18 protein-coding genes are annotated in these 12,013 nt (G+C 38.7%); 8 read left to right on the top strand and 10 right to left on the bottom strand.

The features are described 5' to 3' along the window. Positions 1-58: 58 nt before the first annotated feature. The 9 genes from AC0INN_RS19960 to AC0INN_RS20000 all read right to left on the bottom strand — a co-directional run bounded on the left by AC0INN_RS19960 (position 59) and on the right by AC0INN_RS20000 (position 4,208). A complete protein-coding gene (locus tag AC0INN_RS19960) occupies positions 59-328 on the bottom strand; it encodes a RebB family R body protein (protein ID WP_172279382.1) in 270 nt (89 codons plus the stop codon). An 84-nt stretch (positions 329-412) separates the two neighbouring features. Continuing rightward, positions 413-679 (bottom strand): RebB family R body protein, encoded by a 267-nt coding sequence (locus AC0INN_RS19965; protein WP_172279385.1) that lies wholly within the window; start codon positions 677-679, stop codon positions 413-415. An 83-nt stretch (positions 680-762) separates the two neighbouring features. Further along, positions 763-1,032, bottom strand: coding sequence for a RebB family R body protein (locus AC0INN_RS19970; RefSeq protein ID WP_034684380.1), 270 nt, complete (start codon positions 1,030-1,032; stop codon positions 763-765). A 616-nt stretch (positions 1,033-1,648) separates the two neighbouring features. After that, a complete protein-coding gene (locus tag AC0INN_RS19975; RefSeq protein ID WP_306614779.1) occupies positions 1,649-1,891 on the bottom strand; it encodes a RebB family R body protein in 243 nt (80 codons plus the stop codon). A gap of 32 nt (positions 1,892-1,923) precedes the next feature. Continuing rightward, complete coding sequence (locus tag AC0INN_RS19980; RefSeq protein WP_172279389.1) at positions 1,924-2,355, bottom strand: hypothetical protein; 432 nt, start codon at positions 2,353-2,355, stop codon at positions 1,924-1,926. 54 nt (positions 2,356-2,409) lie between these two features. Further along, complete coding sequence (locus tag AC0INN_RS19985) at positions 2,410-3,219, bottom strand: hypothetical protein (protein WP_273648573.1); 810 nt, start codon at positions 3,217-3,219, stop codon at positions 2,410-2,412. Beyond that, positions 3,203-3,406 (bottom strand): hypothetical protein, encoded by a 204-nt coding sequence (locus AC0INN_RS19990; RefSeq protein ID WP_172279393.1) that lies wholly within the window; start codon positions 3,404-3,406, stop codon positions 3,203-3,205. Before AC0INN_RS19990 ends, AC0INN_RS19985 begins: the two co-directional genes overlap by 17 nt. A 41-nt stretch (positions 3,407-3,447) precedes the next feature. Continuing rightward, entirely contained in the window at positions 3,448-3,975 is a 528-nt protein-coding gene (locus tag AC0INN_RS19995) for a hypothetical protein (RefSeq protein WP_306614782.1), read from the bottom strand. Between the two features lie 17 nt (positions 3,976-3,992). Then, positions 3,993-4,208, bottom strand: a complete 216-nt coding sequence (locus AC0INN_RS20000; protein WP_034684366.1) for a RebB family R body protein — start codon at positions 4,206-4,208, stop codon at positions 3,993-3,995. A gap of 549 nt (positions 4,209-4,757) precedes the next feature. Between AC0INN_RS20000 and AC0INN_RS20005 the strand changes: the two genes are divergently transcribed. The 7 genes from AC0INN_RS20005 (at position 4,758) to AC0INN_RS20035 (ending at position 10,177) form a co-directional block, all read left to right on the top strand. Further along, positions 4,758-6,062, top strand: coding sequence for a spondin domain-containing protein (locus tag AC0INN_RS20005; RefSeq protein ID WP_306614784.1), 1,305 nt, complete (start codon positions 4,758-4,760; stop codon positions 6,060-6,062). Positions 6,063-6,147: 85 nt separating this feature from the next. Further along, on the top strand, positions 6,148-6,834 hold the full coding sequence (locus AC0INN_RS20010) for a peroxiredoxin-like family protein (RefSeq protein WP_306614786.1): 687 nt from the start codon (positions 6,148-6,150) through the stop codon (positions 6,832-6,834). 2 nt (positions 6,835-6,836) lie between these two features. Continuing rightward, positions 6,837-7,298: a thioredoxin family protein gene (locus AC0INN_RS20015; RefSeq protein ID WP_273648578.1), complete on the top strand. Its 462-nt coding sequence runs from the start codon at positions 6,837-6,839 to the stop codon at positions 7,296-7,298. Between the two features lie 63 nt (positions 7,299-7,361). Continuing rightward, positions 7,362-8,201 carry an AraC family transcriptional regulator gene (locus tag AC0INN_RS20020; RefSeq protein WP_306614789.1) on the top strand — a complete coding sequence of 280 codons (840 nt, stop codon included), beginning with the start codon at positions 7,362-7,364 and terminating at the stop codon, positions 8,199-8,201. A gap of 382 nt (positions 8,202-8,583) precedes the next feature. Beyond that, positions 8,584-8,982, top strand: a complete 399-nt coding sequence (locus AC0INN_RS20025; protein ID WP_172279403.1) for a hypothetical protein — start codon at positions 8,584-8,586, stop codon at positions 8,980-8,982. Between the two features lie 326 nt (positions 8,983-9,308). Then, on the top strand, positions 9,309-9,947 hold the full coding sequence (locus tag AC0INN_RS20030) for a hypothetical protein (RefSeq protein ID WP_306614792.1): 639 nt from the start codon (positions 9,309-9,311) through the stop codon (positions 9,945-9,947). Next, positions 9,944-10,177 carry a hypothetical protein gene (locus tag AC0INN_RS20035; RefSeq protein ID WP_172279407.1) on the top strand — a complete coding sequence of 78 codons (234 nt, stop codon included), beginning with the start codon at positions 9,944-9,946 and terminating at the stop codon, positions 10,175-10,177. Before AC0INN_RS20030 ends, AC0INN_RS20035 begins: the two co-directional genes overlap by 4 nt. A 206-nt stretch (positions 10,178-10,383) precedes the next feature. On the opposite strand, the gene AC0INN_RS20040 is transcribed toward AC0INN_RS20035, so the two are convergent. Next, positions 10,384-10,506 carry a hypothetical protein gene (locus AC0INN_RS20040; protein ID WP_306614794.1) on the bottom strand — a complete coding sequence of 41 codons (123 nt, stop codon included), beginning with the start codon at positions 10,504-10,506 and terminating at the stop codon, positions 10,384-10,386. 157 nt (positions 10,507-10,663) lie between these two features. Here AC0INN_RS20040 and AC0INN_RS20045 point away from each other — a divergent pair, with 157 nt between their 5' ends. Next, entirely contained in the window at positions 10,664-11,941 is a 1,278-nt protein-coding gene (locus AC0INN_RS20045) for a PH domain-containing protein (protein ID WP_306614795.1), read from the top strand. The last annotated feature ends 72 nt before the right edge of the window (positions 11,942-12,013 follow it).

Here is a 12,013-nt window from a genome sequence, read left to right on the forward strand (position 1 = left end):
TTGATGTTGATTAGAGTTTTAAAAAATGATCAGTCGATCCGATCATGGTTATTGATTTTTAAGAGTTCGGGTTAAGCATTCTTGCAATAGAGATTGCGTCCGCTACGGTATCCAGGCTATAGATCTGCATTACACCTTGTGTAGTGGCCGCCTGTCCTAAAATATTTTGCTGATTTTGATTATTTACTGCATTCTCAAACATGATTCCTGTTGAATGCGCCGCTGTCTGGTATACATTCCCTAAAGCGATTGCCGGAGCTTCTGCCACTACTTTTACGTTCGTTTGCGTTACCGCGTCCGTGATTTGTTCGTTAACTACTGTTGCCATATTATTAATTTTTAATTTGATTTTGAATAACAACCGGATGATCCGGTTGTTACAAGATTATTTTGCTTTTACGCATCGGGACTTTTATGCCGGATTCAGCATCTTTGCAATAGAAAGAGCATCTGCAATGGTATCTATACTATAGATCCTCATTACGCCCTGCGTATTAGCCGCCTGTCCTAAAATATTTTGCTGATTTTGCGTATTCACCGCATTTTCAAACATAATTCCCGTTGAGTGAGCGGCAGTCTGATACACATTACCCAAAGCCATAGCCGGAGATTCCGCCACTACTTTCACATTCGCCTGGGTAACGGCATCCGTAATTTGTTCATTAACTACTGTTGCCATAATGATTGTTGTTGATTAGAGTTTTCTTTAACCTGATATTCCGGTTATGGTTATCGTTTTTCTACTAAAGCAGAAACAGGTTATTAAGAATTAGGATTCAACATTCTTGCAATAGAGATCGCATCTGCTACGGTATCCAGGCTATAGATCTGCATTACTCCCTGAGTAGTTGCTGCCTGACCTAAAATATTCTGTTGGTTTTGCGTGTTCACCGCATTTTCAAACATGATTCCCGTAGAGTGAGCCGCAGTCTGATAAACATTACCCAAAGCCATTGCAGGAGCTTCTCCTACTACTTTTACATTCGATTGAGTAACCGCATCTGTGATTTGTGAATTAACTGTTGTTGCCATAATTGTAATTTGTTTTTTTTGAGATTTAAATCCCGGTTAATAATTATTTGATTGTTAAACTAGTTTTCTGTTTCTTTTGATCTTTGCGATCTTTTTTTTCCTATCTCACCGATCAGACAGATGGAGCAGATCTTTTGATTATCTGCTATACCTGCTGAATCAACAAGAACTTTACAATCACCATTTGTGATGAATCTTATCTGCATTATCCGCGAAAACGGCAGAAATTAAAATTCTGTGTTGGTTTGATAAACACGTGGGTACTAACTATCACGACCTGATGTGTTTTTTATATTACTTTTATTTTTTTCCGCGGATCTTGCGGACGGGGCAGATAGTATATATACATTGTTATTTAAAAAAAAGGATGCGGTCCCTTCTTTGGTTCTTACCTCTATATGAAAGAAACCATTCTTCTCCTGCAGGCTGTTGTACAGTGTTTACATTTTGAGCGAGAGATTGCATTTCCACATGATATTTGCTCTTTGGGGGCATCGGCAACATTCTAAAAGCGGGTGGGAGGATGAAAAATTTTGACTAATATATATGTTGAGGTCACCAGCTTTTATTTCTGCAGGGAAGAAAACCGCATCCGTAATCTGAGTATTCAGACTGATCAGAAATTAAAACGTCCTTTTCTGAAATTCAGCAGCTCTTTTTTTAATTTCCGGGAGCCGATTTTTTTAATTCCCATAACTGAATTGCTTAAACCGATCAGGGCATCCCTTTGTTGGTGCGATACAGATTGCTCGTACATCAATCCTGTAGAGTGCGCATTCACCTGCATAGATATCGCCGTAGGTACAGTGGGAGCCATTCCTACAATTTCCAAATTGATTTCATTTTGATTGTGTATCATAACTATTAATTTTTGGTTATTTGGTTATTTGATTATTTACGGATATTGGCAAATCTTGCCTGCAGCTTGGTCATCCTTTCGGCGATCTTCAGTTCTTTCTCTTTTAATTTTCCTGTGGAAGCCTCCTGAAGTTTTTTCAGCTGTTCTTCATAGGTCATCGCAACCGGATTTCCTGTGGCCGGCGCTGCAGCCTGATAAGCCTGCTGCTGTTTAACCGCTTCCTCAAGCTTTTCCAGCAAAGGAGCTAAAGATTTCAACGTTTCCTTGGTTGCTTTCTCCTTGATGTAATTAATGATCTCATCTTCGTTCGTGATCACAAAAGGCATTAAGTCTTCTTCCACAATTTCCGGCTCAATGGTCTGTATAGATTCGATGATTTCTACAGGTTCAGTTTCTATCGGAACCGGGGCAGGATCAGGGGTACGCGCAGGTTTGGAAGACCTGTGATTGATTCTTCTTCGCATAGGTATTATTTTTTGATGGTGAGTGAAAAGAGACAGCCGCGCAGGAATGATCTCCTACAGCAAATAGCCGAGAAAAGCGCCTGCAGTCGTCCAGTCCCTGTTAAGGTCCAGAATCACATTGGCTCCGATAATTTCCAGGGCAATACATCCCGTGATCGCACACGCTGTCATCATTTCTTTGATCTGGTCGTTGGGAAGGCTCAGGATATAGTCGTCCGGAATTACCGGCGGCTTGCCATGCACGGGAACAGCTTCATTAAGGATAATATCAAGGATTTCCTGGAAATAATGAGCCATTAGTTTTGATCCCTGGAATTCCAGCTCCCTTTTTAATTCTATAATTTCCTCCGGAGTCACCAGGTTAGCAATTGCGTTCACATCTACATCATGCACTGAATAAAGGGCTTCACCTGTATTGGATGCGGTGATCGTAATATCGGTCTTGAGAACACATTTCGATTTTTCAAGATTAATGGTAAGAAGCCTGGAATCTACTTCCGGTTCGGTAATATCTGCCAGGGTGCTCAGAGGAAGGATCCTTATATTACAGAAAAAAGTCTGATTTTCTTCCAGTTTGATCATCACCACTACAATTCCGGTCGCTTTGTCTTTAGGTTCGATAACAAACGACTGATAGTTGTTGGTTCTTTTGCCTTTCATACTAATGACCGGCCTTACCGTAGGCTGAATGGTGACATTGGAGGTTTGCAGACCGAATATATCACGATCGCTGTTATTTTCCGGCTTCTTTACACTGAAATAGGCATTGTCATCCGTTCTGGTAAGATAAAGGCTTTCATTCAGCTCCCTGAGGGTACGCAGGTTTAAAACCTTCGCTGGTTTTGGTTCAATTGAATAATTCATCTCTTATTTTTTTAAGTTTTTCGATTAGTTTTGTTAGTATAGTTTTTTTGGTGTGTTCACTGATGTGTTGTTCAACAGGAACTACCGCTTCTTTGATTTCCGGTTTTACTAATGGCTCCGTTAATTTTATAGATTTCAGCACAACTCCCCCTCCCTGCTCGTCAGCCACGGTAAAGTTCTTTTTCATAGGATCTTCCGGTATCGGGGTTTCTTCCGCTGCCGGCAGCGTTACTCGTTTTTTTTTTCGGAATCCTCACTTTCCACGGTTACATCTGCCAAAGGGGGAAGGTCTGTGTTTCCGTTTGAAAAAGGAGTAATGTTGCTGTTGTAAATGGTCCCGGAGAGCTTTGTCTTGGCTTCTGCATAATCACTTACTATTTTGAAAAGGTCCTTCATCATTGCATTTCCGTTTCCTCCTGCCGGATCATATTCCGGCACTTCCATATCTTCATCATCTTCTTCCTTTGGACTCTTTTTTTTCCCGCCGGGATAGTAATTTCCATATGTTAAATAATTGAAAGCCAGTTTACTCAGAGCTACCAGACCCACCTGTTCAAATCCTTTTAAAAATGACTGTAAATCCTGCACCATCATCCCGGTCGACTGATCAATCATTATTTTCGCAGCGCCTAACATCGGGTCGGTAGGTGGCGGCGATAAAACTTCTGTGTTCACAAACACTACTGCTTTCTCCTCCGGAGTGGTAGGATCAGCTTTTGCAGCTTTTTTTGTTGCATCTTTATCATTCTCAGCCATGGTTGTAAGGTTTTAGGTTATCCTTTTAAAATCTTTATGGCATCCGCAACAATCGCAGGGTTTAATTGATTCAGGTTCTGCTGATTGGATACCGAGTTCTGGATAGAAATCCCGCTGGCGTGTGTGGCCATCTGATAAAGCATACTCATGGCCTGTGCCGGAGACTCACCAAGCACGGTAACATTCGTCTGCGTAACTGCATCTGTAGTCTGGTTGTTTACTGTATCTGCCATATTTTTCGTTTAAATGGTTATTTTAGTTTTAGTTTTTTTTGACATTCTATAAGATTTCTCTCATCTCCATTCAGTCTTTTGTTTTATATTGCGATTGAAATGGTAAGTACTTCGTTACTTTCTCTCTTTTGTCTGATACAAATTTCATAAACTAAAAGAAGTCATCGTTCAGGGAAAAAACTGATTTTTAAAAATGAGGGTATTCTCCTAAAGGTGAAATTAAAAGCACAATACATTGCATAAAAAGCCCATCCTATAAGCCTTTTGATACTGTTTTAGGATTATAAAGTTCTTTGAAAACATTTAAAAAATTTCAATTTTAATAGTAAAATCCATTTAATTTCTTTCTTCAGGATTTATTAACCGGTATTCAGGATGAAGATTCTTAATTACGCATCTGTATTTTTACCTCCTGTTCTCCATGTATAATAACCGACACCAGATACACTTCGGGAAATATCGTCAACACCGCGGGAAATGCAGGTACCACTTCTGAACGGATGTCCCAATATCTTTGCTTTGTAATTTAAAATACTTAAGCAAATGAAAATGAATAAATTAAAATCCAGTTGGCTGACATTAGCTGCAATACCTTTGGTCCTGCTTTCGTGCAATGACAATGATGACAGCCCTATGGAAAATGGAATGCCATCAACGATCACAGTTGAAAATGTTCTGGACTCAAGACCCTTGGTGGAATCCGGAACGTTTAAAAACAATGGAGCCTCACCGGTTATTATGCCCGGAGAATCTATCTCTTTCCAGTTTTCTGCTGCTAAAGGACAAGCTTTAAGCTTTGCTACGATGTACGGCTGGTCCAACGACCTTTTTTTCGCACCGGAAAATCCAGGAATCAAATTATATCAGGATAACGGCACTCCTATAGAAGGGGATGTTTCGGCCCAGATTAAATTATGGGATAACGGAACAAGAATCAACCAGACACCGGGAGCAACCCTAATACATCCGGGAACGGCAGAGACGACCGCCAAAAATATCACGGAAGTAGCAGGAACAGATGCCCAGGGACACACCTATGCACCGGCTTCTTCTTTAATGAAAGTATCTTTACATTACGATGGAAACTCAACGTTCACGGTAACAATTGCCAATACATCCGGAAATACCACCAATCCTACTCCTTTCAGTCCCGGCGTTTGGGCCATCTCTTACATTGCAGGGGGGAATCTTCTGAATCCGGAACCCCTTTATAAAAAAGGAATGCCATCCGTTAACGGGCTAACCAAAATCGCAGAAGCCGGCGATCCTACTGATCTCGGAAATTACATCAAGGGACAAACCGGAATTTTCACTCCTCTTTCCCCTATTCTTGTAGTCGTTTACAATGGTATAGACAATCCGATCTACAAAAACGGAGAAAATGACAGAGGGCAGGGATTAAAAGAACTGGCACAAAAAGGAGATGCAAGTATTTTGGCAGGATATCTGAAAAATGTGCCCGGAGTTAAACAAGTCTATGTTTTAGCAGCAGCCGGTTCAACCGTATTATTGCCTAAAATAGGTGGACAAGCAGGCGGGAAAGTTTCCCAGCAGCTGAATGTATCACCAGGCGATAAAATTGCAGTCGCTACCATGTACGGCTTCTCTAATGACTGGTTCTTTGCAACCAAAGGAAGTGGTGTGGATGCTACGCAAAAAGGTAATATTTCAGCTTCAATAGCTCTGTATGATAATGGAACAGCCCTCAACCAGTTTCCGGGTGCAGGTATAACGCAATTCAACCTGGCAGGTACTCCGCTTACGGAAAGTAAACCAATACAGGAAGTACCTAATCCGAATGCATTTACAACGTTACCATCGATTTCCAATATCATTAAGGTAACCCTGCAATAGATTGAGCTCTTAGAAGAAATAAAAATCAATAAAAATTGGACACTTAAAGGTGTCCAATTTTCCCAATCAAAAAAAATAATCCAACGTGAAAAATTTAATACAGCGTACGATCATATCAGGAACATTAGGCTCATTGTTCTTTCTTATCCCTTCATCATTCCATGCACAGAAACAACAGAATCACATGGAAATGACGGAAAGTGAAATGCAATCACCCGCTTACACCATTCCTCAAAAACCTGAAGATATCAGTCCCCTACTTAACGGAGAAAAAATTCCTGTAGCCACTTTACCGGACGCAAACGGAAAGCGTTTCGATCTCAATGCTGCAGTATCCCAAAAACCGACTGTCCTGATATTTTACAGAGGAGGCTGGTGCCCTTATTGCTCCAAGCAGCTTTCAGGATTACAGGAAATTGCACCCGATCTTGAAAAAACCGGATACCAGATCATAGCGATCAGTACGGACCAGCCTGAAGGACTTATGCAGTCTGCCACTAAGGAAAAATTAAGCTATACCCTATTATCAGATGCAGACCTGAAGCTTTCCAAACAGTTCGGGATTGCTTTTAAGGCACCGAAAGGGTATTGGGAAATGCTTCCGAAAACGACAGGTGGAAAGAATACCGAACTGCTACTTCCCGTGCCATCCGTGTTTATTTTAGACAGAAAAGGAACTATTCATTTTGAATATATAAATCCCGACTTTAAACAGCGGCTTAATCCCGAACTATTAAGATCAGCAGCCCATCACCTTATAAACGATTTATAGACATGATTACCCATAAAAAATATCAATTACTCTACAGCCTTCTGGCCTTCTTATTCACGGTAAACTTTTGTACGGCTCAACAAAAAACAGCCAAAGCCAACATTTCTCCGGAAGAAATCAATTTCAGAAACATCAGCTGGAAAGAAGTCAGTGCCGAAGCAAAGAAAAGTGGTAAAACCATTTTTGTAGATGCTTACACAAGCTGGTGTGGTCCCTGCAAGCTATTAAAATCAAAGACTTTCAAAGATAAGATGGCAGCCGGCTATTTTAACAGAAATTTCATCAATTATACAATTGATATGGAAAAAGGAGAAGGTATTGAACTGGCAAAGGACTGGAAAGTAAACTCTTATCCTTCATTACTGTTTTTTGATCCTAATGGCAAGCTTGTGCTGAGGCAAATAGGATATGTAGATGGTAAAGGCCTTATAGAATTAGGAAAGGAAGCATTAGAAAAAAAATAATTAATTTTAGTAACCAGGATTACCTATATAAACAGAGTACTGATATCATAATGTAAAGATAAAATGATCCGGAAATACGAAGACAAATCTACCCTCGCCCGTTTTATTATGCATATCAATAACGAGGAATTAAAAGGGATCGGATTGCGAAATGGCTCACCAGTTCCTATCAACACATTTGTTTACAACAAAGGCGAGGCACAAACTGTGACCATAGATGAAATAGAATATACGCTGCCGGAAGGTTGTATTTTACCATTGGTTGCCAGTTTACATTTTGTTTTCGAACGTCCGGATCAGCTCGTTGCGTGGCAGTTCAACCGTGAATTTTACTGCATTGTAGATCACGATGCTGAGGTGGGCTGCGTAGGATTTCTTTTTTATGGAATACAACATCCGATGTTCATCCGGCTGAATCCTTCCGAAAAAAGAGCGATGCTTCAGCTCGAAAAACTATTTCAGGAAGAATGGGAATCTACAGATAACTTCCAGGGAGAAATGTTGCGAACACTCCTCAAACAGCTAATTATTAAAACAACCCGGATTGCAAAACAGCAATCTGAAAGTTATCAGTTGTTTCCCGATGAAAAAATGGATTTGGTAAGGAAATTCATGCTGGTTCTTGAAGCGCACTTCAAACAGGAACACGGTGTCAATTTTTATGCAGCAGCCCTTCACAAATCTCCCAAAACACTAAGCAACATCTTTGCTATCCTGAAACAACCCGCACCGTCAAAGATTATACAGAGCAGAATTATCCTGGAAGCTAAACGTTATCTTCATTATTCAGATAAATCCGTAAAAGAAATAGCTTACGAACTCGGATTTGAAAGTTCAGCTCATTTCAGCCGGTTTTTTAAAATCTACTCGGGAAAAAATGCTTCCGAGTTCAGAAATTCTTAAGAAATATTCTTTTCTTCTTCTCAAATCTCCCGAAATGCCTTCTATCAGGGCAATCATCATTTATATCTCTAGCCATTCAGTTTTGTCGGTACTTTTATGCTTTGGATGAATACCATTTTTCCACTGGAAAAATCCTCATTTTAAAATATCACAAAGAAGAGAATTAAAAATAAAATAATGCCTATTTTAACCTGAAAAACATAGAGTTACGAACCGCCCGTCATATAAAAAATATTTTCCATTAAAGTTTTACAATTTAACATATTGTAAATAAAATAATCTTATTATTTTTACAAAATAAACAAATTTTTAAGATTAATTAATAAAAACAAACATGGTCGTAACTAATCGAAAAAAAGTCATTTTCAAGATGAGAATTCTGATGGCTTTATTGATAATTGATGTATTCTTAGCCATTGGCAGCTACATCCTAAAATCCTTTATGGAAGAAAGTATTTTATGGACAATACTGTCTGCTTCTCTTGTTGTATTCGTGCTGACTTTAACCAGTATCATCAGGTTAAGAGTTTTTCATTTTGAAAACACCGGAGCTGTCTTCTCAATTAAATATTATCATCCGCTGAAAAAAGGAGTCATATTCCCTAGTGTTGATTATCCGGTCAACCGTCTTCGTGCATTTAAAATTGAAGAATCCTTAATGGCAAAAAAGATTGTAATCGAAGTCAACAGCCAGCAGAAAGAATCTCCGGTTCGCATTAAAGTGAAGGCATCCAATATCAGCGATAAGGATTATCACCGTATGATCAAATCATTTGCATAAATATCCCAAACGACTATCAATTTGCACAAATAGAGATGTGAAAAACATAACAAATACATCTTTTAACGCATTTAACCCTACAATATTTGGCATAAAACTACACTTTTAATTCTCCTACTGTAATTCAGAAAAATCATTAATATTACAATACACCATCTTAATCTTCAATAAAAACTAAACAATACATGTTAATATCCATCAATAAATAGACAACAGTTAAACAAATATAAATTTTAATTTTTTTTTAATTTTTTCATTCTATTCATTTTGTGCTGAACAATTAGATTTGCGGTGTCAAAAAAATTAAAACTATTAAATTCAAAATTATGAGAAAAGCATTTCTATTTGTATTTGCGCTGGCAACTCTGGGGTTAACATCATGTGGACAGGATGAAGAAAATGTACAACAAAAAGAAAACAAGGTCGTAAAGAATGATCTTAGTGCCAAATTTAAGGCTTACATTCAATCTAAAATAGGAGATAAAAAAACATCTAGAGTTATAGACTCTACTGTTTATGATACGGATAATGTGTATTATAACAAGGAAGTAGATGCTTATTATTTTCTGCAGAGGGATTTCAATTTTGATTCCAAAGAAGAGCAAATGGCCATATTTGCAGTTCCTGATGATCAGGGAAATTTCGGAGGAATTTTAGAAACAGGAATGAGTAAGGTAGATGATGAAAACTTTACTGTTAAGTATTATGATGGTGAGGAATTAATCAATTCTGTTGATTACGTTTTAAATAAACAGGAAGGGCGCATCTATTTCAGAAATGTTCAGGATCTGAGCACATCCGGCACAACAAGCAGAGGATGTGGGCAGGCAGTAGCTAATTGCATTGCGGGGACTTATGTGAACCACGGCTGGATGAGTGTAACACTGTGGGTTGAAACAGCCTTTATTCCCCAGACTTCTATTGCAGTTACGGCGGCTTGTGCCATCAAAAATTGTTCACTATGAAAAATGCATTAGTTTATTATATTGTTATATTGATGCCTCTGTTAGGGCTTCTTTTTATCAACAGCTTAAATTCTGTCTATTTTGTAATTTACCTCTTCGTTTATGTCATCATTTACAGACCTGTCGTTGATATTGCACGTTTGAAAGAAAAAAACATTCATGTAGCGTCCATCAAATCACTGATTCCGTTTTATTTACATGTGAAATATTTCAAGCAATTATATACTTAGTATAACATCCCATTAATAAGCTAACAAACATAAAAGCAGGTTTTAAAAAGCCTGCTTTTTCATGTACTATTATACCAAATCGATTAGGTAAGATTACCTATTCTGTAAATCGCATGCAAAGTATGGGGTAAGTATTTGTACGGAAAGTTATATTTGGTTATTTCTACTCTACAATTCATCTCTTTTTGTTTGTTACTTTGAGCTGTTCATCCGGAATAAGACAAAAATGGTAAGAATCCATACATGCTCCTCTCATGCGCGTATGCTCTTCCATCAACACCCTTTTCAATCATATCATTTATACCCGTAAGGTGAGCTTCACAGCTCATCTTTTTGTTTTAAACACATTATTATATGCGTCCATATAATCAATCAGGGTATACCCCCAATTTCTAAAAATGGGTATTTACTCTCTTTTACAGGCTCACTATTCCTTCGAACTTTGTGATGTAAATAAGATCATAGATCATCACCAAATTATACAAAATGTTAAATTACCAGAAACTATTAGAACCGGGCGAGAAAAAAGAGATATTACCTTTAAAGGCTTATGAGTATGGGATAAAAGTAATGCATCTTCTGCCCAGAGATTTAAATATAACCTATCTTCAGGAAACGTTTAATGAATGGATACGGTCTGAGCCATGGCAACTGCCTTCAGGAATCATGCTTGGCTCCGTAAAGCCCTCGATCGGATTAGACGACGACCAGCCTAAAGCTTACTGGAAATCATTTCCGGACAAGCCATCTTTTTACAGGCAGCTCATTTACGATTCACATCCTTCTTTGCGGAAAAATAAGCAAAAGGAAACTGAGCTCGCCATAAAAATTTTAAGTAATGAGAAAATTGCTGCCGTTCTCAATGAATTACGAAGGGCCATAGCAGCTGAATTATGGAAAAAAGAAAGTATTAGTGGAAAGCTAAGTTATTACCTGACCACAAACCCTATTGCCAACCTGCTCCCGAATATGGGAGGCAGCTACAACCTTGCCAATTCCTATCCAAGATTACGGACCGAACCTACCATAGATAATATTGGAAGCATACAACCACTATTAGAAATGATGTTCATAAAAACAGACAGGATCAGTCTGGCTTTTTCAGAAAAGGATTTTACCGTGAGTGAAAATATTGCTATCCTTCATGATATTAAAGAACTGTTTAGCCCCCGGGGAAACAGCAGAGCGCTACCTACGGCACATCCTGTCTTAATCCCACATCCTTACCAGGGTAAAAACAGCCCACCCAGACCCATGAGATGGGAATTAAATGAGGATTTTGATTACGAACGCGTAGCAGTACTCCAAAAGAATCTTACTCCTTTTTCAAAAGACCCTAAAAAACACAAAGGAGAAATCAAATGGGATCAGGGAAGATTAGGAGCAGGAACAAGGAACGAAGCTTCACCGGACACCATAATGGCAAGAAGAGCAAGAATGCCTATTGAAACAGGCCGTTCCCATACGGCTGCAAGACTCTTTGAAATGGTTTCTCTTTTAAAACCTGCATCAAACGCTTCAATAGAAGAACATAAACTTTTCAAAAGGAGAATACAGGCAATAGCCTATGGAATATTCGCTTATTGGAACGCACCAAACGAATATGGCGGTTATCCTAAAAGTCTTACCCCGATTCATACCTATCATGAAGTCATGGATCCTGCAGAAGATTACGCACCCGGAATATACAGTCAGCCATTTTCCTATGAAGACCTGAAGGATTATCTTCAAAAATCAAGCAGCCATGGCTACGCAAGACTTTAGAAAATGAGATAATCCAGATTGTAAATTTATTAATTACACATGCGTATACCTACTGGTGACCTTTCTTCAGCA

It is taken from the genome of Chryseobacterium subflavum, from assembly GCF_055762745.1.